The organism is Rhodovastum atsumiense, from assembly GCF_937425535.1.
Lineage (GTDB): Bacteria > Pseudomonadota > Alphaproteobacteria > Acetobacterales > Acetobacteraceae > Rhodovastum > Rhodovastum atsumiense.
In genome coordinates, this window is sequence record NZ_OW485601.1 from 6,212,695 (window position 1) to 6,238,167 (window position 25,473).

The 25,473-nt window shown below is 67.6% G+C and carries 21 protein-coding genes and 3 tRNA genes; 1 reads left to right on the forward strand and 23 read right to left on the reverse strand.

The window, feature by feature from the left end; genetic code table 11:
- Window positions 1-3 precede the first annotated feature (3 nt).
- The 20 genes from nuoK to NBY65_RS28070 form a co-directional block, all read right to left on the reverse strand.
- Window positions 4-312 (reverse strand): NADH-quinone oxidoreductase subunit NuoK, encoded by a 309-nt coding sequence (gene nuoK / locus NBY65_RS27975; protein ID WP_150038865.1) that lies wholly within the window; start codon window positions 310-312, stop codon window positions 4-6.
- A complete protein-coding gene (locus NBY65_RS27980; RefSeq protein ID WP_150038866.1) occupies window positions 312-1,004 on the reverse strand; it encodes an NADH-quinone oxidoreductase subunit J in 693 nt (230 codons plus the stop codon). Before NBY65_RS27980 ends, nuoK begins: the two co-directional genes overlap by 1 nt.
- A gap of 54 nt (window positions 1,005-1,058) precedes the next feature.
- On the reverse strand, window positions 1,059-1,547 hold the full coding sequence (nuoI, locus tag NBY65_RS27985) for an NADH-quinone oxidoreductase subunit NuoI (RefSeq protein WP_150038867.1): 489 nt from the start codon (window positions 1,545-1,547) through the stop codon (window positions 1,059-1,061).
- Window positions 1,548-1,595: 48 nt separating this feature from the next.
- The gene (gene nuoH, locus NBY65_RS27990) at window positions 1,596-2,603 is read right to left on the reverse strand and encodes an NADH-quinone oxidoreductase subunit NuoH (RefSeq protein WP_150038868.1); all 1,008 of its coding nucleotides are present in this window, start codon (window positions 2,601-2,603) and stop codon (window positions 1,596-1,598) included.
- Window positions 2,604-2,610: 7 nt separating this feature from the next.
- Window positions 2,611-4,671 (reverse strand): NADH-quinone oxidoreductase subunit NuoG, encoded by a 2,061-nt coding sequence (gene nuoG, locus NBY65_RS27995; RefSeq protein WP_150038869.1) that lies wholly within the window; start codon window positions 4,669-4,671, stop codon window positions 2,611-2,613.
- 4 nt (window positions 4,672-4,675) lie between these two features.
- A complete protein-coding gene (gene nuoF, locus NBY65_RS28000) occupies window positions 4,676-5,968 on the reverse strand; it encodes an NADH-quinone oxidoreductase subunit NuoF (RefSeq protein WP_150038870.1) in 1,293 nt (430 codons plus the stop codon).
- Window positions 5,969-5,972: 4 nt separating this feature from the next.
- Complete coding sequence (gene nuoE / locus NBY65_RS28005; RefSeq protein WP_150038871.1) at window positions 5,973-6,620, reverse strand: NADH-quinone oxidoreductase subunit NuoE; 648 nt, start codon at window positions 6,618-6,620, stop codon at window positions 5,973-5,975.
- 3 nt (window positions 6,621-6,623) lie between these two features.
- On the reverse strand, window positions 6,624-7,844 hold the full coding sequence (locus NBY65_RS28010; protein ID WP_239002637.1) for an NADH-quinone oxidoreductase subunit D: 1,221 nt from the start codon (window positions 7,842-7,844) through the stop codon (window positions 6,624-6,626).
- Entirely contained in the window at window positions 7,841-8,506 is a 666-nt protein-coding gene (locus NBY65_RS28015; RefSeq protein ID WP_150038872.1) for an NADH-quinone oxidoreductase subunit C, read from the reverse strand. Before NBY65_RS28015 ends, NBY65_RS28010 begins: the two co-directional genes overlap by 4 nt.
- Complete coding sequence (locus tag NBY65_RS28020; protein ID WP_150038873.1) at window positions 8,499-9,056, reverse strand: NuoB/complex I 20 kDa subunit family protein; 558 nt, start codon at window positions 9,054-9,056, stop codon at window positions 8,499-8,501. Before NBY65_RS28020 ends, NBY65_RS28015 begins: the two co-directional genes overlap by 8 nt.
- A gap of 7 nt (window positions 9,057-9,063) precedes the next feature.
- The gene (ndhC, locus tag NBY65_RS28025; RefSeq protein WP_150038874.1) at window positions 9,064-9,429 is read right to left on the reverse strand and encodes an NADH-quinone oxidoreductase subunit A; all 366 of its coding nucleotides are present in this window, start codon (window positions 9,427-9,429) and stop codon (window positions 9,064-9,066) included.
- A gap of 171 nt (window positions 9,430-9,600) precedes the next feature.
- A tRNA-Asp gene (locus NBY65_RS28030) sits at window positions 9,601-9,677 on the reverse strand.
- Between the two features lie 518 nt (window positions 9,678-10,195).
- Window positions 10,196-10,267: transfer RNA gene (locus tag NBY65_RS28035), tRNA-Val, on the reverse strand.
- Between the two features lie 85 nt (window positions 10,268-10,352).
- The gene (locus tag NBY65_RS28040; RefSeq protein ID WP_150038875.1) at window positions 10,353-10,616 is read right to left on the reverse strand and encodes an HU family DNA-binding protein; all 264 of its coding nucleotides are present in this window, start codon (window positions 10,614-10,616) and stop codon (window positions 10,353-10,355) included.
- A gap of 223 nt (window positions 10,617-10,839) precedes the next feature.
- Window positions 10,840-13,176, reverse strand: a complete 2,337-nt coding sequence (gene lon / locus NBY65_RS28045; protein WP_239002641.1) for an endopeptidase La — start codon at window positions 13,174-13,176, stop codon at window positions 10,840-10,842.
- 381 nt (window positions 13,177-13,557) lie between these two features.
- Window positions 13,558-14,811 carry an ATP-dependent Clp protease ATP-binding subunit ClpX gene (gene clpX / locus NBY65_RS28050; protein ID WP_150038877.1) on the reverse strand — a complete coding sequence of 418 codons (1,254 nt, stop codon included), beginning with the start codon at window positions 14,809-14,811 and terminating at the stop codon, window positions 13,558-13,560.
- Window positions 14,812-15,029: 218 nt separating this feature from the next.
- Window positions 15,030-15,671 (reverse strand): ATP-dependent Clp protease proteolytic subunit, encoded by a 642-nt coding sequence (locus tag NBY65_RS28055; RefSeq protein WP_150038878.1) that lies wholly within the window; start codon window positions 15,669-15,671, stop codon window positions 15,030-15,032.
- Window positions 15,672-15,780: 109 nt separating this feature from the next.
- Window positions 15,781-17,148, reverse strand: coding sequence for a trigger factor (gene tig, locus NBY65_RS28060; RefSeq protein WP_150038879.1), 1,368 nt, complete (start codon window positions 17,146-17,148; stop codon window positions 15,781-15,783).
- Between the two features lie 41 nt (window positions 17,149-17,189).
- A tRNA-Leu gene (locus NBY65_RS28065) sits at window positions 17,190-17,274 on the reverse strand.
- Window positions 17,275-17,530: 256 nt separating this feature from the next.
- Window positions 17,531-19,978 (reverse strand): recombinase, encoded by a 2,448-nt coding sequence (locus tag NBY65_RS28070; RefSeq protein WP_150038880.1) that lies wholly within the window; start codon window positions 19,976-19,978, stop codon window positions 17,531-17,533.
- 209 nt (window positions 19,979-20,187) lie between these two features.
- On the opposite strand from NBY65_RS28070, the gene panD reads away from it, so the two are divergent.
- Window positions 20,188-20,664, forward strand: coding sequence for an aspartate 1-decarboxylase (gene panD / locus NBY65_RS28075; RefSeq protein WP_162530365.1), 477 nt, complete (start codon window positions 20,188-20,190; stop codon window positions 20,662-20,664).
- 31 nt (window positions 20,665-20,695) lie between these two features.
- Here the strand turns inward: panD and NBY65_RS28080 are convergent, their stop codons facing one another.
- The 3 genes from NBY65_RS28080 to NBY65_RS28090 form a co-directional block, all read right to left on the reverse strand.
- Window positions 20,696-21,403 carry a hypothetical protein gene (locus tag NBY65_RS28080; protein ID WP_150038882.1) on the reverse strand — a complete coding sequence of 236 codons (708 nt, stop codon included), beginning with the start codon at window positions 21,401-21,403 and terminating at the stop codon, window positions 20,696-20,698.
- 59 nt (window positions 21,404-21,462) lie between these two features.
- Window positions 21,463-23,841 carry a transketolase gene (locus NBY65_RS28085; RefSeq protein ID WP_150038883.1) on the reverse strand — a complete coding sequence of 793 codons (2,379 nt, stop codon included), beginning with the start codon at window positions 23,839-23,841 and terminating at the stop codon, window positions 21,463-21,465.
- 129 nt (window positions 23,842-23,970) lie between these two features.
- Window positions 23,971-25,401: an NAD(P)H-hydrate dehydratase gene (locus tag NBY65_RS28090; protein ID WP_150038884.1), complete on the reverse strand. Its 1,431-nt coding sequence runs from the start codon at window positions 25,399-25,401 to the stop codon at window positions 23,971-23,973.
- Window positions 25,402-25,473: the final 72 nt, after the last annotated feature.

Consider the following 25,473-nt stretch of genomic DNA (forward strand, 5'->3'; position numbering starts at 1 on the left):
GGCTCAGCCCTTCATCATATTGACGTCCTCGACCTGGATCGAGCCGCGGTTGCGGAAATAGATGACGACGATGGCGAGCCCGATCGCCGCCTCGGCCGCGGCAACCGTGAGCGCGAACATCACGAAGACCTGGCCGACGAGATCGCCGAGCGCCGCCGAGAAGGCGACGAGGTTGAGATTGGCGGCGAGCAGGATCAGCTCGATCGACATCAGGATGACGATGACGTTCTTGCGGTTGAGGAAGATGCCGAAGATGCCCAGCACCAGCAGGACCGCGGCGACGAACAGGTAATGGAACAGGCCGACGACCATCAGGGCTGCCCTCCGGGACCCGCGGCGGTCTCCGCCTGCTCGGGCTGGCGTTGCGCGGGTGCTTCGGGACGCAGGATGCCGAGCTTGCCGACGCCGGTCCGCGGCGGCACGTCCATCAGCGTGATCGCCTCGGCCGGATCGCGCGCGATCTGCCGGGCGATGTCCTGCTTGCGCGAGAGCTGGCGGTCGCGCAGCGTCAGCACGATGGCGCCGATCATGGCCACCAGCAGCACCAGCCCGGCCGCCTGGAACAGCAACACATAGTCGGTGTACAGCATGCGGCCGAGCTGGGCGGTGTTGTTCACCCCCGGCACCGGCGGCGCGAAGCGCAGCGTCGCCGCTTCCGGCAAGATCTTCCAGCCACCCAGCACCAGCACCAGCTCGATCAGCAGCACCAGGCCGACCGCGAGCCCCACCGGCAGATAGCGCTGATAGCCGCTGCGCAGCTCGGCGGAGCTGATGTCGAGCATCATCACCACGAACATGAACAGAACGGCGACGGCGCCGACATAGACGATCACCAGGATCATCGCCAGGAACTCGGCCCCGGCCAGCAGGAACAGGGCCGCGGCGTTGAAGAAGGCAAGGATCAGGAACAGCACGGAGTGCACGGGATTGCGGGCCGACACCACCATGCCGGCCGAACCGAGCAGGATGGCCGCGAACAGATAGAACAGCAGCGACGCGATCATCGCGCGCCCCCGCCGGTGCGGGCGTATTTGGTGTTCATGCGCTCTCTCTCGCCCTCAGCGGTACGGGGCATCCAGTTCGAGCCGCCGCGCGAGCTCCGGCTCCCAGCGGTCGCCGTTCGCAAGCAGGCGGTCCTTGTTGTACAGCAATTCCTCACGCGTTTCGGTGGCGAACTCGAAATTCGGGCCCTCGACGATGGCATCCACCGGGCAGGCTTCCTCGCACAGCCCGCAATAAATGCATTTCGTCATGTCGATATCGTAGCGGGTGGTCCGCCGTGACCCATCCTCGCGCGGCTCGGCCTCGATGGTGATGGCCTGGGCCGGGCAGATCGCCTCGCACAGCTTGCAGGCGATGCAGCGCTCCTCGCCGTTCGGGTAGCGGCGCAGCGCGTGCTCCCCCTTGAAGCGGGGGCTGAGAGGCCCCTTCTCGTAGGGGTAGTTGATGGTGGCCTTGGCCTTGAAGATATAGCGGAACGTCAGCGCCATGCCGCTGAGCAGTTCGCGCATCAGCAGGCTGCGCGCGGTGCGGTCGAGAAGGGCCATCAGCGAGCTCCGTTCCGGGGCGGAAGGAAAGGCGCGGCCATGCGCGGCTCAGGCGGCATGGGGCAGCCACCCGAAGGCCATCAGCACACCGGCCGTGATCACCAGCCAGAGCAGCGACAGCGGCAGGAACACCTTCCAGCCGAGCCGCATGAGCTGGTCGTAGCGGTAGCGCGGGAAGGTGCCGCGCACCCAGATGAAGACGAACAGCAGGAAGCAGATCTTGAGCGTCAGCCAGAGCGGGCCGAGCGCCGGCAGGATGCCGAACGGACCGAGCCAGCCGCCGAGGAACAGGATGCTGGTCATCGCGCTCATGAGGAACATGTTCGCGTATTCGCCAAGGAAGAACAGCCCGAACGACATGGAGCTGTACTCGACGAAGAAACCCGCCACGATCTCGCTCTCGCCTTCGGGGATGTCGAAGGGGGCGCGGTTCGTCTCGGCCAGGGCCGAGATGAAGAACACCACGAACATCGGCAGCAGCGGGATGCAGAACCAGACGTTGCGCTGCGCCAGCACGATGTCATTAAGGTTCAGGCTGCCGGCGCAGAGCAGCACCGAGACCAGCACGAAGCCCATCGACACTTCGTAGGAGACCATCTGCGCCGCCGAGCGCAGCGCGCCGAGAAAGGCGTATTTCGAGTTGCTGGCCCAGCCGGCGATGACGATGCCGTAGACCCCGAGCGAGGAGATGGCGAAGATGTAGAGGATGCCGACATTGATGTCGGCGATCGCCCAGCCATTGTTCACCGGGATGACCGCCCAGGCGATCATCGCCAGCATGAAGGTCAGCATCGGCGCGAACAGGAACAGGGCCCGGTTGGCGCCGGCGGGGATGACGGTCTCCTTGAAGACCATCTTGATGGCGTCGGCGAAAGGCTGGAACAGGCCGAACGGCCCGACCACGTTGGGGCCCTTGCGCAGCTGGATCGCCGCCAGGACCTTGCGCTCGGCATAGGTCAGATAGGCAACGCCGACCAGCAGCGGCGTCAGCAGCGCCATGGCCTTCGCCGCGGTCAGCAGCAGCAGGCCGAGCGGAGTGTCGAAGAACGCGCCCATCTCGCTGCTACTCCGCTGCCTGCGCCGGAACCGGCACGTGAACGCGCGCGCACTCGGCCATGGTCGGGCTGGCGCGGCTGATCGGGTCGGTCTGGTAGTAGTTGGGGATCCACGGCACGAACGGCGCCGTCTTCAGCGCCGCCGGGTTGCCCGCGGGCGGCGTGTGGTCGGTGCAGCCGAAGCGCGGCAGGATGTCGAGGCGGCCGAACACCGGATTGATCTGCTCCAGCCGCGCCCGCACCGCGTCGATGTCGTCATAAGGCAGCGTGCGGTCGATATACTGGCTGAAGGCACGGATGATCCGCCAGTCCTCACGCGCCTCGCCGGGTGGGTAGACCGCCAGGAAGCCACGCTGCACCCGGCCTTCCGTGTTCACGTAGGTGCCGTGCTTCTCGGTATAGGCGGCACCGGGCAGGATCACATCGGCCCGCGCCGCGCCACGGTCGCCATGGCTGCCCTGGTAGATGACGAAGGTGTCGGGACCGATCGCCTCGGTGTCGAATTCATCGGCGCCGAGCAACCACAGCACGTCGACGCCGCCATGCAGCATCTGCGGCAGCGACTTGCCGTTGCCTCCGGGCAGGAAATGCAGGTCGAGCGCGCCGACGCGGGACGCCGCCGTGTGCAGCACGTTGAAGCCGTGCCACTCGGCGGTCAGCATGTTGCTGCCGGCGGCCAGCTTCCAGGCGGCGGCGAGGACCGACTGCCCGTCCGGCCGCGCCAGGGCGCCCTGCCCCAGGATCAGCATCGGCTTCTTCGCCGCCCGCAGCGTCGCGGCGAAAGAATGCTTGCCGGCGATCAGCGCGCTGATCGTCTCGGCGCAACTGCCGATCCACTCGGCCTCGTAGGTCAGCTCCGCCTGCGGGCCGATCACGGCGACCGGGAAATTGCCCTGCAGCCAGCGCTTGCGGATGCGGGCATTGAGCAGCGGTGCCTCGCGGCGGGGATTGCTGCCGATGATCAGCAGCGCGTCCGCTTCCTCGATGCCGGCGATCGAGGTGTTGAACGTGTAGAAGTCGCGCCGCGACACGTCGGCGGCGGCCCCGTCCTGCCGGCAATCGAGATTGGCCGAACCGAGCGCCGTCATCAGGTCCCTGAGCGCCAGCATGCTCTCGGCATCGGCGAGGTTGCCGGCCACGGCACCGACCAGCTCGCCGTCCACCCCGTCCAGCTTCTTCGCGATCGCCTCGAAGGCATCGGGCCAGCTCGCCCGCTGCAGCTTGCCGTCACGCTTCACCCAGCAGGAATCCAGGCGGCGGCGCTTCAGCCCATCGATGGCGAAGCGGCTCTTGTCGGCCAGCCACTCCTCGTTGACGTCTTCATTGATGCGCGGCAGCACGCGCAGCACCTCGGGGCCGCGGCTGTCGACGCGGATGGAAGCGCCGACGGCGTCGAACACATCGACGCTGTCGGTCTTGCGCAGCTCCCAGGGCCGCGCCACGAAGGCATAGGGCTTGGAGGTCAGCGCGCCGACCGGGCAGATGTCGATCAGGTTGCCCGACAATTCGGAAGACAGCGCCCGTTCCACATAGGTGGTGACTTCCATGCTCTCGCCACGGGCGGTGGCGCCGAGCTCCGGCACCCCGGCGATCTCGGCGCTGAAGCGGATGCAGCGCGTGCAGTGGATGCAGCGCGTCATCGTGGTCTTCACCAGCGGCCCGAGATTCTTGTCCTTCACCGCGCGCTTGTTCTCGGCGTAGCGGGAATGGTCCATGCCGTAGCCGACGGCCTGGTCCTGCAGGTCGCACTCGCCGCCCTGGTCGCAGATCGGGCAATCGAGCGGATGGTTGATCAGCAGGAATTCCATCACGCCGCGCCGCGCCGCCCGCACCATCGGCGTGTCGGTGTGCACCACCATGCCGTCGGCCACCGGATAGGAGCAGGAGGCGAAAGGCTTGGGCGGGGCCTTCTCGATCTCGACGAGGCACATCCGGCAATTGCCGGCAACCGACAGGCGCTCGTGATAGCAGAAGCGCGGGACCTCGCGCCCCGCCGCCTCACAGGCCTGCAGCACGTTGGAGCCGGGAGCGACTTCGACCTCGATCCCGTCGACAGTAACTTTCACCATCCCCCTACTCCGCCGCCAGCCTGGCGCCGCCAGCCTTGTATTGCTTGATTCGGTCCTCGATCACCGGCCGGAAATGCCGGATCAGCCCCTGCACCGGCCAGGCCGCGGCGTCGCCAAGGGCGCAGATCGTGTGCCCCTCCACCTGCCGCGTCACCTGGTCGAGCGTGTCGATCTCCTCGGGTTCGGCACGACCTTCCACCATGCGGTTCATCACCCGCATCATCCACCCGGTTCCCTCGCGGCAAGGCGTGCACTGGCCGCAGCTCTCGTGCTTGTAGAAGGCCGAGAGCCGCGCGATCGCCTTGATGATGTCGGTGGACTTGTCCATCACGATCACCGCGGCGGTGCCCAGGCCGGAGCGCACCTCGCGCAGGCTGTCGAAATCCATCAGCACCGTGTCGCAGACGGATTTCGGGATCACCGGCACCGATGACCCGCCCGGGATCACCGCCAGCAGGTTGTCCCAGCCACCGCGCACGCCGCCGGCATAGGTCTCGATCAGCTCGCGCAGCGGAATGCCGAGTTCCTCCTCGACATTGCACGGCTTGTTCACGTGGCCGGAGATGCAGAACACCTTGGTCCCGGAATTCTTCGGCCGGCCAAGGGCGGAGAACCAGGCGGCACCACGGCGCAGGATGGTCGGGGTGACGGCGATGCTCTCGACGTTGTTGACCGTGGTCGGGCAGCCATAGAGCCCGACCGCCGCCGGGAAGGGCGGCTTCAGCCGGGGCATGCCCTTCTTGCCTTCCAGGCTCTCGATCAGCGCGGTTTCCTCGCCGCAGATATAGGCGCCGGCGCCGCGATGCACGTATAGGTCGAAATTCCAGCCGGAGCCGCAGGCGTTCTTGCCGATCAGGCCTTCCGCATAGGCCTCGTCGATGGCCCGCTGCAGCGCGCGGGCCTCGTTGTAGAACTCGCCGCGGATGTAGATGTAGCAGGCATGCGCGCGCATGGCGAAGGACGCGATCAGGCAGCCTTCGATCAGCTTGTGCGGATCGTGGCGGATGATGTCGCGGTCCTTGCAGGTGCCAGGCTCGGATTCGTCCGCGTTCACCACCAGGTAGTGTGGCCGCGGCCCTTCTTCCTTCGGCATGAACGACCATTTGAGGCCGGTCGGGAAGCCCGCGCCGCCGCGGCCGCGCAGGCCCGACGCCTTGATCTCCTCGACGATGGCCTCGGGGCCGCGTGCCAGCAGGGCGGCGGTGTTGTCCCAGTCGCCGCGGGCGCGGGCCCCTTTCAGATAGGGGTCGTGCAGACCGTAGAGATTGGTGAAAATCCGATCCTGGTCGCTCAGCATCCGGTCATCGTGCCTTTTCGAAGGAGAGCGAGGTGAGCGTGTTGGGTCCTCCCTCCGGGGCCGAGGCCTGTCGTCCTGCCATCGAACCGGGCCTGGGAAGCTCGCCGCCGCGCTTCAGCGTCTCGATCAGCGCCTTCACGCGCTCGGCATCCATGTCCTCGTAGTAGTCGTCGTTCACCTGCAGCACCGGGGCGTTCACGCAGGCGCCGAGGCATTCCACCTCGGTCATGGTGAACAGCCCGTCCGCGCTGGTTTCCTTCCAGTCCTTGATGCCGGTCGCCTCGCGGCAGGCCTTCACCACCTCCTCGGAGCCGCGCAGCCAGCACGGCGTGGTGGTGCAGACCTGCAGGTGGTACTTGCCCACCGGCCGGGTGTTGAACATCAGGTAGAAGGTCGCCACCTCGTACACGCGAATCGGTGCCAGGCCGAGCCGCCGGGCGATCTCGTCCATCGCCACGCGCGGCACCCAGGCGCTGCCGCTGGCGCGCGCCATCTGCCGCTGCACCAGATAGAGCAGCGGCAGCACCGCGCTGGCCTGCTTGCCCGGCGGATACTTCGCCAGGATCTGCGGGATCTCGGCTTCGCTCTCGGCGTCGAAGCTGAAACTCGTCGGCCCTTCGCCGCCGACGGGGCCTTCCTTCTGCAAAGCCATGTCCTACCTGTCGATCTCGCCGAAAACCACGTCGAGCGATCCGATGATCGCGGTGCAGTCCGCCAGCATATGGCGTTTCGCCAGCAAATCCATCGCCTGCAGGAAGGCGAAGCCGGTGGGACGGATCTTGCAGCGATAGGGACGGTTGGTGCCGTCAGCCACCAGATAGACGCCGAACTCGCCCTTCGGCGTCTCCACCACCGTGTAGGTGGCCCCTGGCGGAACGTGGAATCCTTCAGTGTACAGCTTGAAGTGGTGGATCAGCGCTTCCATCGAGCGCTTCATCTCGGTGCGCGGCGGCGGCGTGAACTTGCGGTCCGGAAACTTCACAAGGCCCGGCTTCATCTGCGCCAGGCACTGCTTGATGATCGAGACGCTCTCGCGCATTTCCCAGATGCGCACGAGGTAGCGGTCGTAGCAGTCGCCGTTGCGCCCGACCGGCACCTTGAACTCGACCCGGTCGTACATCTCGTAGGGCTGCGCCCGCCGCAGGTCCCACGGCACGCCGGAGGCACGCAGCGGCGGCCCGGAGAAGCCCCAGGCCAGCGCTTCCTCGGCGGTGATCACGCCGATATCGACGGTGCGCTGCTTCCAGATGCGATTGGTCGTGAGCAGGCCTTCAAGATCGTCGATCCAGCGTGGGAAGTCCTCGGCCCAGGCGGCGATGCGATCCTCGAGTCCGGCCGGCAGGTCGCGGGAAACCCCGCCGGGGCGGAAATAATTGGCGTGCATCCGCGCGCCCGAGGCCGCCTCGTAGAACTCCATCAACTTCTCGCGCTCTTCGAAGCCCCAGAGCGACGGCGTGATGGCGCCGACATCGAGCGCGTAGGTGGTCAGGTTGAGCAGGTGGTTGAGCACGCGGGTGATCTCGGAGAAGAGCGTGCGAATCCACCTGGCGCGCTCGGGTGCCTCGATGCCCAGCAGCTTCTCGATGGCAAGCACGAAGGGGTGCTCCTGCGCCATCGGGCTCACATAGTCGAGCCGGTCAAAGTACGGCACGACCTGCAGGTAGTTGCGATACTCGAGCAGCTTCTCGGTGCCACGGTGCAGCAGGCCGATATGCGGATCGGCGCGCTCCACCACCTCGCCATCCATCTCCAGCACCAGCCGCAGCACACCATGCGCCGCCGGATGCTGCGGGCCAAAATTGATGGCCTGGCTGTCGAACTCGACGGTCCTGGCCGAAGCCGTCACCGGCTCCTTGCTGACGACGGTCTCGGTCACGATCCGGTCCCCACTGCCCGCTTCTCGCGCGCCTTCTCGTCCCCGGGCAGCGTGGTCATGCCCTCCCACGGCGAGAGGAAGTCGAAGCTCCGCCAGTCCTGGGTCAGCCGCACGGGTTCGTAGACCACCTGCTTGCGATCCTCGTCATAGCGGACTTCCACGTAGCCGGTGAGCGGGAAGTCCTTGCGCAACGGATGACCTTCGAATCCGTAATCAGTGAGAATGCGACGCAGGTCCGGCTGACCGGAAAAAACGATCCCGAACAGATCCCAGGTTTCGCGCTCCCACCAGGTCGCGGCCGGCCATACCCCGCAGACCGAGGGAACCGGTGTCTGCTCGTCGGTGGTCACGATCACACGCAGGCGCTGGTTCAGCGACACCGACAGCAGGTTATAGACGACGTCGAAGCGCTCGGCGCGGTCCGGCCAGTCGACGCCGCAGACATCCATGCACTGCTCGAGGGCGAAGCGCGGATCGTCGCGCAATGTGGTCATCACCCCGACCAGCACATCGCGCTGCACCACCGCCACGGGCTCGCCCTTCTCGAGGAAGGTGCGGATCACGCCCGGAAGCGTCGCCACCGCCTCGGCCAAGGTCGCCGCGGCACTGCCCTGCCCTGCCTGTCCCGTTGCCTCGGGTGCAATGCCCTGCACTTCAGCCACGGAGAATCGTCCCCGTGCGACGGATCTTTTTCTGCAATTGCATGATCCCGTAAACGAGAGCCTCGGCCGTTGGCGGACAGCCGGGAACGTAGACGTCCACCGGCACCACGCGATCACAGCCACGCACGACCGAATAGGAAAAATGATAGTAGCCGCCACCATTGGCGCAGCTGCCCATGCTGATCACCCAGCGCGGCTCGGGCATCTGGTCGTAAACGCGGCGCAGCGCCGGCGCCATCTTGTTGGTCAGCGTGCCCGCCACGATCATGACATCACTCTGCCGCGGCGACGCACGTGGAATGATGCCAAGCCGGTCGAGATCATAGCGGGGCATGTAGGCGTGTATCATCTCGATCGCACAACAGGCCAGACCGAAGGTCATCGGCCATAGGCTGCCGGTGCGCGCCCAGTTCACCAGCTTGTCCATCTGGGCGATGACGAAGCCCTTGTTTTCAATCTCGCCGGTGATGCCCTTGATCACTGCGTCCTGGGCCGGTCCCGGGGGCAGGGGATCGCGGTTCCAGGCGATGGTCGTGTCCGATGCGTTCATGATCGCCTTACTCCCACTCCAGCGCGCCCTTGCACCACTCGTAGACGAAACCGACTGTCAGGACGCCGAGGAAGCCCAGCATCGAGAGGAAGCCGAAGACGCCGATCTCCGACAGGCTGACTGCCCAGGGAAACAGAAACGCCACCTCGAGATCGAAAATGATGAAGAGGATGGCAACAAGATAGAAGCGGACATCGAATCGCTGGCGTGCATCGGTGAAGGCTTCGAAGCCGCACTCGTAGGCCGAAAGCTTGTCCGGATACGGGTTTTGCCGCGCGGCAATCAACGAAGACGCCACCATCGCCACGGCGATGACAACAGCGATCCCGATGAATACCAGGATCGGAAAATAATCGGCCAGGAGCGGAGCCATTTTCTCAGTCCTTTGCTTCGGCCTGACGCGTACGCCAGAACGCCGCGGAGCCCCCCCGGCCCACGGCGCGCGGGACATTAGCGGCAACGCGCTCACCCCGCTATAGGGCAGCCGTGACTGAAAAGATGGATTTTTCAGGAGAAGATGGGGCGTTCCAAAGAGGAACGCCACTGGCGCGAGTGACGGGGCTCGAACCCGCGACCTCCGGCGTGACAGGCCGGCGCTCTAACCAACTGAGCTACACCCGCAGCAGCGAGGAGCCGGGATGTAGAGCCACTGGCGATTGGCGTCAAGCGGGCTATCGCCGGAAATCGACACGGGAGGTGAAATTTTTCACCTCCCTATCGCCGCCCGCTGTCCGGCAGGCGCCGCCTCATCGCAAAAACGCTTATGACAACAAGAAGAAACGCCAGGTCGTAAGGGGCGTGCGCAATGGCGACCGAAGACAGGGACATGATGCCCATCGGCCGCGGCCCGGTAGGTCGCCCGGTAGGTCGCTTCTGGTGATGGGCCGGACGCAGCGCCGGCAGCCGGGCACGGCCCCATGATTCGGGCCGCGCGGCCACGCACACGGACCAGGCCGCGCCTCCGGACACGCGTGGGGATGATCAGGAGAGCGCGCGGTGGCTCGTTCCGCGACGAATCGGGAAACGGCCAGGACGACGCTGCAGCGCGGCGCAGGGCACGAATCCGTGACGCCGTGGCTGCCACCGCGCGGGATCGATTCGGGTTACTGGAAATCAGATGCGGGGAGCGGGCAAGGGAATGGGCGGTGACGGATTCGAACCGCCGGCCCTCTCGGTGTAAACGAGACGCTCTACCGCTGAGCTAACCGCCCCTGCCCGGCTGCGCCGGGCTTCGATAGCGCGGTGTTGCAGCCAAGGGAAGCGCGCAGGCGCCCCCCATCGGGGCGCCATGGCAATTCAGCCGACAGCGTCCTTCAGCGCCTTGCCGGCCTTGAACTTCACAGACGTCGATTCGGCAATCTCGATCTGCTCGCCGGTGCGCGGATTGCGGCCGGTCGATGCCTTGCGCTTGACGGTTTCGAAGGTGCCGAAGCCGACCAGGCGAACTTCGCCGCTGTCCTTCAGACCTTCCTGAATGGCGGCAAGCACCGCCTCCACCACGTCTCCTGCCTTCGCGCGCGGAAGATCCGCTGTTTCCGCCACTTTGGCGACAAGATCCATTTTGTTCACAACAAGCCCCCTGACTGAACGTTGCCTCGCGTTGATGCCATGGCCCGCCGAGTCGTGAGCCATCAACGCGGACACTAGAGGCCGATTTTCCGCGCCGTCAACGAAACGTGCAGGGAAATCCGCGAAAAATCGGCTATCTGTTGCTGTTTCGACGCAAAAAACAACGGCTCGCCCCCGAAGGGACGAGCCGTTTTGGCTGACGCGGTGGGCCGGATCAGTGCGGCAGAGGCGCGCCGGCCGCCGAGTCGGTGGCGGCAGTCGCCACCGGCTGCTCGGGTGGCTCAACCCACTCGATCGGATCGGGCTTGCGCACCAGGGCCTGGGCGATGACATCGTCGACATGCGCGACCGGCACCAGTTGCAGGTGCTTCTTCACGTTGTCCGGGATCTCCGCCAGGTCCTTCTCGTTCTCCTTGGGAATGAAGACCGTGGTGATCCCGGCGCGCAGGGCCGCCAGCAGCTTCTCCTTCAGCCCGCCGATCGGCAGCACCCGCCCGCGCAGCGTGATCTCGCCGGTCATGGCGATGTCGCGACGCACCGGGATGCCGGTCAGCACGCTGACCATCGACGTCGCCATGGCGATGCCGGCTGATGGCCCGTCCTTCGGAGTCGCGCCTTCCGGCACGTGGACGTGGATGTCCCGCTTCTCGAACACCGTCGGCTTGATGCCGAAGGTGATCGACCTGCTGCGCACATAGGACAGGGCCGCCGAGACGCTCTCCTGCATCACGTCGCCGAGCTTGCCCGTGGTCTTCACCGCGCCCTTGCCCGGCAGCATCACGCTTTCGATGCTCAGGATCTCGCCGCCCACCTCGGTCCAGGCCAGGCCGGTGACGACACCGACCATGTCCTCGGTCTCCGCCTCGCCGAAGCGGAAGCGGCGCACGCCCGCGTATTTGTCGAGGTTCTTGCGGGTGATCGCGACCTTCTTGGTCTTCTTGGTGACGATCTCCTTCACCGCCTTGCGGGCGAGGTTGGCGATCTCACGCTCGAGATTCCGCACGCCGGCCTCGCGCGTGTAGTAGCGGATCAGGTCACGCAGCGCGTCGTCGCTGATCGACCATTCCTCGGCCTTCAGGCTGTGCGCCTCCGACTGCTTGCCGATCAGGTGCCGCCGGGCGATCTCGACCTTCTCGTCCTCGGTGTAGCCGGGGATGCGGATGATCTCCATGCGGTCGAGCAGCGGCTGCGGCATGCGCAGGCTGTTCGCCGTGGTGACGAACATCACGTCCGACAGGTCGTAGTCCACTTCAAGGTAGTGGTCGTTGAAGGTGGCGTTCTGCTCGGGGTCCAGCACCTCCAGCAACGCGGACGACGGGTCGCCGCGCCAGTCCGCGCCCAGCTTGTCGATCTCGTCGAGCAGGAACAGCGGATTGGAGGTCTTGGCCTTCTTCATGCCCTGGATGACCTTGCCGGGCATGGAGCCGATATAGGTGCGGCGGTGACCACGGATCTCGGCCTCGTCGCGCACGCCGCCGAGCGACATGCGCACGAAGCTGCGCCCGGTCGCCCGCGCGATCGACTTGCCGAGCGAGGTCTTGCCGACGCCAGGCGGCCCGACCAGGCACAGGATGGGCCCGCGCACCTTGCTCGCCCGCACCTGCACGGCGAGATATTCAAGGATGCGTTCCTTGACCTTCTCGAGTCCGTAATGGTCCGCATCGAGGACCTTCTCGGCCTCGACCACGTCGTTCTTGACCTTGCTGCGCTTCTTCCAGGGGATCGAGAGGATCCAGTCGAGGTAGTTGCGCACCACCGTCGCCTCGGCGCTCATCGGCGACATCGTGCGCAGCTTTTTCAGCTCGCCGAGCGCCTTCTCGCGCGCCTCCTTCGACAGGCGGGTCTTCTTGATCTTGGCTTCAAGCTCGGCGGTCTCGTCCTTGCCGTCCTCGCCCTCGCCCAGCTCCTTCTGGATCGCCTTCAGCTGCTCGTTCAGGTAGTACTCGCGCTGGGTCTTCTCCATCTGCCGCTTGACACGGTTGCGGATGCGCTTTTCCACCTGCAGCACGCCGATCTCGGACTCCATGTGTCCGAACACGCGCTCCAGCCGCTCGCCGACGCCGGCGATCTCCAGCAGTTCCTGCTTCTCGGCGATCTTGAGATTGAGATGCGCCGCGACCGTGTCGGCGAGCTTGGACGGCTCCTCGATCTGGTTCAGCGACACCAGGACTTCGGGCGCGATCTTCTTGTTGAGCTTGATGTACTGCTCGAACTGGCCGATCACGGTGCGGCCGAGCGCCTCCAGTTCCTTGCCTTCGGGCTCACGGTCGGGCAGCGCCTCGACGAAGGCCTCGAAATAGGCGTCGGTTTCCTTGAAGCCGCCGATGCGCGCCCGTCGGCCGCCCTCGACCAGCACCTTCACGGTACCGTCGGGCAGCTTGAGCAGCTGCAGGATGGTCGAAACCGTGCCGACCCGGTAGATATCGTCCACCGACGGGTCGTCCTGCGCAGCGTTCTTCTGGGCGACCAGCAGGATCTGCTTGTCGTCCTTCATCACCGCTTCCAGGGCGCGAACCGATTTCTCGCGTCCGACGAAAAGCGGGACGATCATGTGCGGGAAGACAACGATATCGCGCAATGGCAGCACCGGCAGCAATTCGGCGCGCACGCTGGCCTTCCCCTCGGCCTTTTCCGGGCGATCCCCGCCAGAGGGGGGACGATCGGCTTCCGTCATCGATGACCTCCTTCGGACAGTCGGCGCAGCCCGCCCTACGATCCAGGCACGGGCCGCGGCATCACGGGCATCGTCAAGCAACCGGAGGGATCGCGCAACCAAAAGACTTACAGGTTGACGCAGTCACGACAGTTGAAATCGGAAGTCCGTACCAACGACCCGGATATCGGCATGCCCCGATCATGCCACAAGGACTTGAAATCCTCCGCCTCGCCCCCGGGGGCGGCGCAGGCCTTGCGGAAGCCCTGGAAAGGCGCCTCAGGCCGTGCCCTCGGCGCGCTCCTTTCCATAGAGGAACAACGGATTCGACCGGCTTTCCGCAACCTCGCGGTTGATCACCACTTCTTCGACACCGTCGAGGCTCGGCAGGTCGAACATCGTGGTCAGCAGGATGGCTTCCATGATCGACCGCAGGCCACGCGCGCCGGTCTTGCGGGCGATCGCCCGCTTGGCCACCGAGCCGAGGGCGTCATCGGTGAAGGACAGCTTCACCCCCTCCATCTCGAACAGGCGTGCGTACTGCTTGATCAGGGCATTCTTCGGCTTGGTCAGGATCTCGACCAGCGCGCCCTCGTCCAGGTCATCGAGCGTGGCGACCACCGGCAGGCGGCCGATGAACTCGGGGATCAGGCCGAAGCGCAGCAGGTCCTCGGGCTCCACCTCGCGCAGGATCGCCCCGGTGCGGCGCTCGTCGGGGGAACGGACCTCGGCGCCGAAGCCGATGCCCGAGCCCTTGCCGCGGGCGGCGATGATCTTTTCCAGCCCGGCGAAGGCGCCACCGCAGATGAACAGGATGTTGGTGGTGTCGACCTGCAGGAATTCCTGCTGCGGATGCTTGCGCCCGCCCTGCGGCGGCACGGAGGCAATGGTGCCTTCCATGATCTTCAGCAGTGCCTGCTGCACCCCCTCCCCGCTGACGTCGCGGGTGATCGAGGGATTGTCGGACTTGCGACTGATCTTGTCGACTTCGTCGATATAGACGATGCCGCGCTGCGCCCGCTCGACATTGTAGTCGGCCGCCTGCAGCAGCTTGAGGATGATGTTCTCGACATCCTCGCCGACATAGCCCGCCTCGGTCAGGGTGGTGGCGTCGGCCATGGTGAAGGGCACGTCCAGGATCCGGGCCAGGGTCTGCGCCAGCAGCGTCTTGCCCGAACCGGTGGGGCCCACCAGCAGGATGTTGGACTTGGCGATCTCGACGTCGTTGTTCTTCGCGCCGTGGGCCAGCCGCTTGTAGTGATTGTGCACCGCCACGGACAGCACGCGCTTGGCGTGCATCTGGCCGATCACGTAGTCGTCGAGGACCTTGCAGATCTCCTTCGGCGTAGGCACGCCGTCGCGCGACTTCACGAGGTGCGTCTTGTGCTCCTCGCGAATGATATCCATGCAAAGCTCGACGCACTCGTCGCAAATGAAAACGGTTGGACCGGCGATGAGCTTGCGGACCTCGTGCTGCGACTTGCCGCAGAACGAGCAATAAAGGGTGTTCTTCGAATCGCCGGACTTGCTCATGAGCACTCCTGCCCCGCACCTTCGGGGAAGCACGCGCGCCAATCTACCCCCCGCCACATGGCGGGGACAAGGATAAGCCGGGACCCAGGCGCTATTGCCCCGCCCAAGCACACCAAATGGTTCATGCAAAGGGCGTGCCTGGGTGACCCGGCTTCGGTGACATAGGCATGACGGAGCGCGTCCGCAACCGCCCCGTCACCTTGGGAGCGAAAGCGCGGTCAGCTCCGCTCCGCCTCGGCCGGAGTCGGCCGGCTTTCCACCACTTGGTCGACGATGCCGAAATCCCGGGCTTCCTCCGCCGACATATAGGTGTCGCGCTCGAGCTTGCGCTCGATCGCCTCGATCGGCTGGCCGGTATGGCGGACATAGATCTCGTTCAGCCGCTTGCGCAGCGTCAGGATCTCACGCGCCTGGATCTCGATGTCGGTCGCCTGGCCCTGGGCCCCGCCGGAGGGCTGGTGCACCATGATGCGCGAATTCGGCAGGGCATAGCGCTTCTTCGCCGCCCCCGCCGTCAGCAGCAGGCTGCCCATCGAGGCGGCCTGGCCAATGCACACCGTGCTGACCGGGGAACGGATGTACTGCATGGTGTCGTAGATCGCGAGCCCCGAGGACACCACGCCGCCCGGGCTGTTGATGTAGAACGAGATGTCCTTGTTCGGGTTCTCGCTCTCCAGGAACAACAACTGCGCGCAGATCAGGCTGCTGACCTGGTCATACACCGCGCCGGTCAGGAAGATGATCCGCTGCTTCAGCAGCAGCGAATAGATGTCGTAGGCACGCTCCCCTCGCGCGGTCTGCTCGACCACCATCGGCACGAGGGTGTTGTTGTAGATTTCGACGGGATCACGATCCCTCATCTTGCGACCTTCCTTGCCGAATGCGACGCGGCCCCGGGGCTGGCTGCCCCGGGACGGCAGGCCAACTCACCTGCCCGAGAAGCGTTAAATAGGGTTCGTGCCGCGTCGGTCAAACCGCCGCAGCCGCCTCCCCCGCCGTCTGACCGGGTTCGCCGGCCGCGTTCGGATCCTTCGCCAGCTCTTCCGGGGTGACAATGGTGTCGGTCACCTTGGCGAGTTCCAGCACGAAATCGACGACCTTCTCCTCGAAGATCGGGCTGCGCAGCCCCTCGGCCGCCTGCGGGTTCTTGTGGAAGAACTCCAGCACCTGCCGCTCCTGGCCGGGATAGCGCGAGGCCTCCATGTGGACGGCCCGGTTCAGCTCGTCGGCGCCCACCGTGATGCCGTTGGCCCGGCCAACCTCGGAGAGCAGCAGCCCCAGGCGGACGCGCCGCTCGGCAATGCCGCGGTACTCCGCCTTGAGCGTGTCCTCGTCCTTGCCGGCGTCATCGGCCTCCATCTCGCCCTGCTTGCGCGATTCTTCCAGGCGCTGCCAGATCTGGGCGAATTCCGCCTCCACCAGGCTCTCCGGCACGGCGAAATCCGCCTGCCGGGCCAGCGCGTCCAGCAACTGGCGCTTGGTGCGCAGCCGGGCGAGCTGGTCGAGCTCACGCTGGAAGCGGCTCTTCAGCGCGTCCTTGACCTCGTCGAGGTTCTCGAAGCCGAGCTTCTTGCCCAGCTCGTCGTCGATCGCCGGCACCACCGCGCGCTTCAGCTTCTTGGCGGTGAGCTCGAAGGTCGCCGCCTTGCCGGCCAGCTCCTTCGCCCCGTACTCTGCTGGGAACGTTACATCAATAGTACGGGTCTCGCCGGGGGCGAGGCCGACCATCTGCTCGGTGAAGCCCGGGATGAAGCCGGGGCCGGACACCTCGACATCCATGTCCGACCCGGTGCCGCCCGGGAAGGCTACGCCATCGACCTTGCCGACGAAGTCGATGGTCAGGAAGTCACCGGCCGCCGCGGGACGGGCCTCCGGCTCCTCGACCAGCTCACGCTGGCGACGGGCGAGATCCTCCAGCGACTTGGCGATCTGCTCCTCGGCCGGCTCGGCCTTGAGGCGGGTGATCTCGATCGCGGCGAAATCCGGGATCGTGATCTCGGGCAGCAGCTCCAGCTCGAACTTGAACTCGATATCAGCGGCCGGGTCGAGGCTGACCAGCTCCACCTTGGGCTGCGTCGCGGCGCGCAGGCCCCGATCGGCGAGCACCTTGCGGGTCGCCTCGTTGACGCTTTCCTCCAGCACCTCGGCGGAGACGGCGCTGCCATAGCGCTGCTTCACCACGGTGGCGGGCACCTTGCCAGGACGGAACCCCGGAATCTTCAGGGTCTTGCCGAGCTCGGCCAGCCGCTGGCTACGGCGGCTCTCGATGTCGGCGGCCGGCAGCACGACGGCGTAGGCGCGCTTCAGCCCGTCGGACAACGTCTCGGTAACCTGCATGATCCGGAAAATCCTCGAAAAGCTGGCCAGCGGCCGGCCGGTGGTGCGGGCGGAGGGACTTGAACCCCCACGGCTTGCGCCACCAGAACCTAAATCTGGCGTGTCTGCCAATTCCACCACGCCCGCACCCGGCGGCCGTGAGCCGGCGGAGGTAGCGCACCACTGGCCTTCCGGCAAGTGGAAGGCAGCGGCCGACATGAAGAAAACCAGGGCTCCCGCCCTATTTAAGGCCAGGGCTCTGCCCTGGACCCGGCAGGGGTCAGGGGACCCCTGCACCCCATTCGCGCTGCGCGGCACAGAAAACATGGGTTCCAAGGGCGAAGCCCTTGGCCAGGTCCAGGGGCGGAGCCCCTGGCAGGGGCGGGGCAGCGCCCCGCGCGTCTCAGATCGGGCACACCCCACTGGCGCACTGAAGATGCGCGAGGTCGATCATCTCGTGCAGCGCCGGATCCTCGATTCCGGCCACGATTTCGGCGAATCGGTCCTCCGCCACCTCCTCCTCGGGCAGGTACTCATAGCCAAGCTCGTGGTCCGGCCGGCTCGGCAGCACCGCGCAGCAGCGGATGCGCGGCTGGTTGTGCAGCACGATGTCGCGGAAGGAGTCGAGCCCGTGCCGGTCGGTGAACACTTTCAGGGTATAGGAAACCTGATTCCCCCGTTCCGCGCCGATCCAGTGGCGTTCCAGCAGCTCGAGCCAGCGGTAATGCTGTTCGGGGCTGGCTTCCGGGGCGGTCACCAACTGCTCGCCGAGCCCGAGCCGCTGGATCAGCGGCAGGGTCGGGAAGCCGACGATCGACATGTTGGGAAAGCTGGTCAGGCAGCGGACCGGGTAGCCGCGCGCCTCGTAGTCCGCCAACAACGGGTCGCTGGCCGTCGCCCAGGTACCGTCCGCGTTGCGGCTGCCCTGGAACATCACCCAGCGCAGATATTGCCGCCGCGCCGGCAGATGCGCCCCTTCGGTCAGGCCGAACAGCTTGCTGGTGGTCCCGGCCGGCTTGACCGTGGTGACGGTGAAGGGCGCCGTGGTCCCGAGTTCCGCGGCGTACTGGTTCGCCTCGGCCTTCGCCACCGCCGAGAGATGCGACAGCATGTCCCAGAACGGGCGGGACCGCGCCTCGTCCAGCAGGTCGGTGAAGGACAGGCCGAACCGGACCCAGGCCCATTCATGCAGGCCGGTCGGGCCGATGCCGATGCGGTTGGTGCGGCGCACCTCCTCGGCATACAGGGCGTCCATGGTGTTGGCGCGGATCAGGAAACGCACGCCGAGCCGCACCGATTCGACGACCCGCGCATCCCACAGCGCCGCCTCGTCTTCCGGCAGGCAGCCCGGCACGTACTCATCCGGGCTGCCGGGGCAGGCCAGCAGCGGCGCGAAATCGGCGATCACGCAATAGCCGCCGGTCACGTGCAGCACGATCTCGCCGCAGGGATTGGTGGTGACCGGGAAGCGGGCGGCGTTGGCGCGCCGCGACAGATCGGCCAGCAGCGCATGCGCGTGGTCGACCTGGTAGCGCCCGGAGCGGAAATCGCGGCCATCCTCATGCACCGGCTTGGCACGCGCCGAGCCGGTGCGCAGGTCCTCCAGCCGGTCGCCGTTGATCAGGCCGGGCTCGCCGTTGATGTAGGCGCAGCGGGTGACCTCGTCGAACACCGCCACGGCATGGCGGGTCAACGCGTCCTCCGCCGCCTGCGCCTTGCCCTCGGCGACGCGCCGCCAGAAATCATGGTCCACCATCACCGAGTTGTTGGCCGTCCACAGCCCGCCTTCGCTCTTGCAGCGGATGAAGCGGAAGATGCCGGGGTCGCGCCAGCTCTTGGTGGCCATGCGCGCCGCCCGCCGCGCGCCGCCGACCTGGACCTCCACCGACAGGTGGTGATCGACCAGCATCGCCTGCTCCCACAGCGACAGCCTGTCCTGCGAGCCGGCGCGGGCCCGCGCCGGCTCGATCACGTGCCGGCGGATGTTCAGCAGGGCACGCAGCAGCGACACCGGGCCGGAGGCTGGCCGGCCCTGCATGCCACGAATCGGCGCCCCCTTCGGCCGGATCGCCGACAGGTCGAACACCAGGGGCAGGCCGCTTGCGCGCTGGAAGGCAAGGCTTTCCAGCTCCTCCAGCGCCTTGGCCCAGCCCTCGCGGCTGTCGGCGATGCGGTGCAGCCGCGCCCCGGCGGGAAGGATGGCGAGATCGGGCAACAAGGCGCGACCGATCGCGGCCCGCACCGACGCGATGTCGGCTTCCACCCCGGCCCCCGGCAGCAAGGACAGCTCCGCGGCGAACTGGCGCAGCTCGGAGTCGGTCTTCGGATAGTCGGGATGCGCCGGGTCGAGATGCAGCAGGATCTCCGGCGCCTCCGCCCAGTCCACCGCCATCAGCTCGTCGTCATAGGCGCGGCCGACCCCCGAGCCGTTCAGCAGCAGGTAGAACTTGGCGAAGCTGGCGATGGCGGTGGCGCAGTTGGTGAACACCTCCATGTTGCGGCCGGCCTGCTCGGCATCGCCGTGCTGCAGGTGCCGCCCGGAGGTGAGCAGCGACCCGGTGGCGATGGCATTGCGCAGCCGCGCCTGCTCGTCCTGCTCGGCCGCGATCAGCGAGCGGCCGAGCAGCGACATGTTGCCGGCGGCGACACGATCGGCGACACGGCCGAAGCTTTCGGCATCCTGCGGGCGGAACACGGTGCGCCGGGCGACGGCGAGGCCCATGCCGGGCTCGAGCGCACGCGCCGGCAGCGCCTGTGTCCCGAAGGCAGAGGCGCGGGCGAGCGCCGCGAGGCCGCCGGACAAGGCCAATTCCGCGTGATCCAGCACGCCAGGCGCGATCGAGCCGTCCATCGCCAATTCCTATATATTGTGGGGCCAAATGCGAAGGACGCACAACATATGGAAGCGATTCGCGTCGTGTCAATCCGGGGCGCGGGCCGCGGCGGGGTGGGGCTCAACCGTGCGTTCATGCACGGGGCCGCGCCGAAAATCGTTGTGGCGAGAGGACGTGGGCCTGGCGAGGATGCCGCAGTCAGCGGTTGCCAATGGAGGGATCAAGCGTGCGGAAGGTCGTCGCCGCCAAGCTGCATGGGATCACAGTGACCGAGTCGAACCTGAATTATCATGGCTCGATCACGCTCGACCCCGACCATTGCGAAGCCGCAGGTCTGCTGCCCATGGAATTCGTGGAGATCTGGAACCGCAATTCCGGGGCACGGATCTCCACCTACGTGATCTACGGGGAACGCGGCTCGCGTTGCTGCGTGCTGAACGGGGCGGCGGCGCGCACCTGCCAGCCGGGGGATGCGGTGATCATCTGCAGTTCCGCCTATATCCAGCCGCACGAGATCGCCTCGATCCGGCCGACGGTGCTGACCTTCGACGCGCAAAACCACGTGACCGGCCGCATGACCTATGTCGCCGGCCAGGACGCGGAGGGCCGCTGGACCTTCTCCATCCACAACGAAACCGGCAACGCCCTGCCGATCCCGCTGCGAGTCGGCAGCGAACACGCGCGGCGCGGTAACGTGGCCTGACGCGGCCGGCCGGTCGCCGCTCCTCCCGCAATCAAGGAGCGGTGCGCGGGGGCTCCCCCTGCGGTCGCGGTCGGTCCGCCCCGGCAAACAGCAGGGCCGGCGGCTGGCCCGGCGGATGGGCGTGATCGAACACCACCCAGGCATGATGGTGCTGGGCGGCGTTGGTGTCGGCCCCCCGGTCGAACCAGCAGATCCGCTGGGTCAGCGCGATCACCGCGGCGAACGGGCCGGCCGACATCAGCGCCGCCGCCCGTTGCCCGGCAACCCACTGGAATCGGACAAGCAAGGCCAGTTGTCCCTGCACCCCGGCGGTCAGCCGCAGGGCGTGCTCGACGAAGCGAAGCATGGCGGCCGGCGATTTCTCCTGGCCCCGGTGCGAACCGGTGTCGCCATAGGGCGGGTTGGTGACCAGCGCCCTGCACCCGTCCGGCACCGCCCCGCAGCCCAGGAAATCAATGCCGGGCGTGCCGAAACCGTGATCGGCGATGTCGGTGGAGGTCACCTCGTAGCCGTGGCGCTGCAGCACCGTGGTGATGGCGCCGGTGCCGCAGCAGGGCTCCCAGACCCGGCCGCGGAAGCGGACATGGCGCAGCAGCGCCTCGGTGACCCAGGCCGGGGTCGCATAGAAATCCCGGCCCTTGCGGTCATAGCCGGAGATATGGATGGGGCGTCCGGGCCTGGCGGAGGACTCGGCGTCGTCGCGCCCCGCCATCGTTTCCGTATTCGATCGTTCCGTCACTCCGTGCCGCCCTTCCGTGCCATCCTCCCGCCAGGGTAGAACAGGATTCGCCTGGCCGGTCAGCCCAGCAGTGCCTGGGCGCAGGCATCCAGGATGGCATCCTCGTCCAGGCCGTACTCGCGATACAGGTCGGGGATGTCGCCGCTCTGGCCGAAGCGGTCGGTGCCGAGAGGCACCACACGTTGCCCCCTCACCGCGCCGAGCCAGGCATGGCTGGCCGGATGCCCGTCCAGCACCGTCACCAGCGCCGCCCCCGGCGCGAGCGGCGCCAGCAGGCGCTCAACATGGCTGGTGGCACCCCGCTCGCCCGCCCGCCGGGCCCGCGCCGCGGCGAGCCAGCCGGCATGCAGCCGGTCGGCACTGGTGACGGCGAGCAGCCCGGCCCCGGGCTCCTCCTCGCGCAGCACCGCGAAGGCCGCCTCGGCCTCGGGCGCGACCGGCCCCTGATAGGCCAGCGCGATCCGTGCCCCCGGACGCGGCGGCACCGCCCAGTGCCCGCCCGCGATCACCGCGGCGGGATCGAGGCTGCGCTCGGGCTGCTCGATCGAACGGGTGGACAGGCGCAGCCACACCGCCGAGCCCTGCGGATCCTGCATGTGCGCAAAGGCATGGCGCAGCAGGATCGCCAGCTCGTCCACATGGGTGGGTTCGTACGCGGCCAGCCGGTCGGCGGCCATGCCGATCAGCGGCGTGTTGATGCTCTGGTGCTGCCCGCCCTCGGGCGCGAGCGACAGGCCGGACGGGGTGGAAACCAGCAGGAAGCGCGCGTCCTGGTAGCAGGCATAGATCAGCGCATCGAGGCCGCGATTGACGAAGGGGTCATAGACCGTGCCCACCGGCAGCAGCCGCCCACCGTTCAGGCTGTGCGACAGCCCCGCCGCCCCCAGCAACAGGAACAGGTTCTGCTCGGCGATGCCCAGCTCGATGTGCTGGCCCGCCGGCGCCATGCCCCAGCGCTGCGCGCTGGCCAGCTTGGCGTCGCGGAACACATCGTTGCGGGTATGCCGGTCGAAGATGCCGCGCCGGTTCACCCAGGGGCCGAGATTGGTGGACACCGTCACGTCCGGGCTGGTGGTGACGATGTGCCGGGCGAGGTCGCGTAACGCCCCCTGCCCGCGCCCGATCTCGGCCAGGATGTCGCCGAAGCCGGCCTGGGTGGACAGCTTCCGCCCCACCAGCTTCGGCTGCGGCAGCGTCTCCGGCACCGCCACCACCGGCGCGGAGAGCACCCGCCCGGACGGGGTCAGCGGCGTCGCGAAGGGCACCGAGGCGATGAAGTCGCGCAGCTCCTCCTCGTTGGCCTCCAGCCCCTCGAAGAGGTCCCATTCATGGCCCGGCCGGATCTGCATGGCCGCCTGGAAAACGTCCATCTGCTCCCGGGTCATCAGGCCGGCATGGTTGTCCTTGTGGCCGGCGAAGGGCAGACCACGGCCCTTGATCGTATAGGCGATGAAGCAGGTCGGCTGGTCGGTGGCCTCGGCGGCACGCAGCGTCTCGATGATGTACTCGACGTCATGGCCGCCGAGATTGGTCATCAGCGCCGCCAGCTCGTCATCGGTCAGCGGGTCGATGATGGCGCGCACCCCGCGCGAGCGCCCCAGATCGGTCAGCAGCGCCTGGCGCCACGCGGCACCGCCCTGGAAGGTCAGCGCCGAATAGAGGCTGTTGGGGCAGTCGTCGATCCAGTGCCGCAGCTCCTCGCCGCCCTCGCAGGCGAAGGCGGCCTGCAGCTTGCGGCCGTATTTCATCGTGACCACGTTCCAGCCCATGTCGCGGAACAGGCCCTCGATGCGGCCGAACAGGCGGTCGGGCACCACCGAATCCAGGCTCTGGCGGTTGTAGTCGACGATCCACCAGACATTGCTGATGCCGTGCTTCCAGCCTTCCAGCAACGCCTCGTAGATATTGCCCTCGTCGAGCTCGGCATCGCCGGCGATGGCGATATAGCGGCCGGGCGGCGGGCCCTCCGGGGCGAGTTCGTGCAGGCGCACGTAATCGGCCACCAGCGAAGCGAAGCTGGTCATCGCCACCCCGAGCCCGACCGAGCCGGTCGAGAAATCCACTTCGGGACCGTCCTTGGTGCGGCTGGGATAGGATTGCGCGCCGCCGAGCTGGCGCAGCCGTTCCATCTTCTCGCGGGTCTGCCGCCCGAACAGGGCGTTGACGGCATGGAACACCGGGCCCGCATGCGGCTTCACCGCCACCCGGTCCTGCGGGTGCAGGATCTCGAAATACAGGGCGGTCATGATCGAGATCACCGAGGCACAGGAAGCCTGGTGGCCGCCCACCTTCAACCCGTCCCGATTGGGCCGCAGGTGATTGGCGTTGTGGATGGTCCAGGCGGACAGCCACAGCAGCTTGCGCTCGATCTGCCGAAGCAATTCGAGACGCCGCTCGGCGGTTTGCGCCGGAACGGCGGTTGCAACCGGTGCGTTCATTTCCTCCGCCCCTCAGCCCCACCCCCGCGCGGCGGTGGAAGCAGTGCGCCGGCCTTCACCGGCGGTGGTCCCATGCTGGTCATCGATCCGCCGGGGATCATACAGGCAGTTCCCCGTCACGGTCGCGCTTTATCCACCCCCGCGGGCCTCGGCGAGGGCGCGGGGCAGCAGCGGGGCAAGGTCCTCGGCGATCAGGCCCGGGCCGGCCAGGGCAGCGGCCCGCCCATGCGCCCAGGCGGCGGCGCAGGTCGCCTCCCAGGCCGGCATGCCCTGCGCCAGCAAGGCGGCGATGATGCCGGCGAGCACGTCACCCGCCCCGGCGGTGGCGAGCCAGGGGGGCGCATTGTCGTTGATCGCGACCCGGCCGTCCGGGGCGGCAACCAGGGTATCCGCCCCTTTCAGCAGCACCACCGCCCCGGTGCGGGCCGCCGCCGCGCGTACCGCCGCCGGGCGGTCCTCGCCCGGCGGGCCGAAGACGCGGGCGAACTCGCCGGCATGCGGCGTCAGCACCGAGGCCCCCCGCAGGTGCTCGGGCTGGCCGGCGCAGATGGTCAGGGCATCGGCGTCGACCACCACCTGGCGCCCGGTGGGAAGCAACGCCGGCAACAGGCTCCGGGCGGTTTCGGCGCCCAGGCCAGGGCCGCAGACCCAGGCGGTGCGACGGCTGTCCTGCAGCAACGTGGCCAGGGGCCGTTCATCGACGATGAGACCCGGCTCGCCGGCGCGATAGACGGCGGCGCTGCCGGTGGCGGCGATCGTCACCATGCCGGCGCCGGCCCGGCGCGCCGCGGCGGCCGCCAGCCGGGCGGCCCCGGTCATGACGGCGCCGCCCAGCACGGTGACATGGCCGCGACTGTACTTATGATCTTCCGCGCCGGACGAGGGGACGGTCCACAGCCCCGGCGCATTGCGGAAGGCGCGCGGCGGGGCGGCGGCCAGCGCTGCCGCCGGCAGACCGATATCGGCCAGCACCGTTTCCCCGCACAGGGCGCGGCCGGGCAGCAGCAGATGGCCGGGCTTGAGCCGGAAGAACGTCACCGTCAGCACGGCCTGGGGCGCGAAGCCGCGCACCGTCCCGGTGGCGCCGTCGAGCCCGCTCGGAACATCCACCGCGACCAGCCGGCGTGCCGCGCGCAGCACCTCCGCCACGGCCGGATCGAGCGGACGTGCCAGCCCGGCGCCGAACACGGCATCGATCACCAGTTCGGCCCGCGCGGCCTCCGCGGCGGTGAAGGCGGTGACGGGACCACGCCAGCGCGCGGCGGCCGCGGCGGCCTCGCCCTTGGCCGGGGCCAGCGCCGCGACCCCGACCGGCCAGCCAGCCGCGGCGAGATAACGGGCTGCCACATAGCCGTCGCCGCCATTGTTGCCCGGCCCGCACAGCACCAGGGTGCGGCAGGGCCGCAGCCGGGCCCGCACCGCCCGTGCCACCGCCCGCCCGGCATTCTCCATCAGCCAGGCCACGGGGCGGCCGAGCGCCACGGCGGCACGGTCGGCCGCCGCCGTCTCGGCGGGGGTCAGCAGGTCAAGCGGGGTGAAGGCGGTTGGATGGAAAGGCATGCGTGGATGGTGCCAGAGCAGTGGCGGTGCCGCGAGGGGGAAGGCCGGATCCTGCGGCCATGTGAGCGGGGC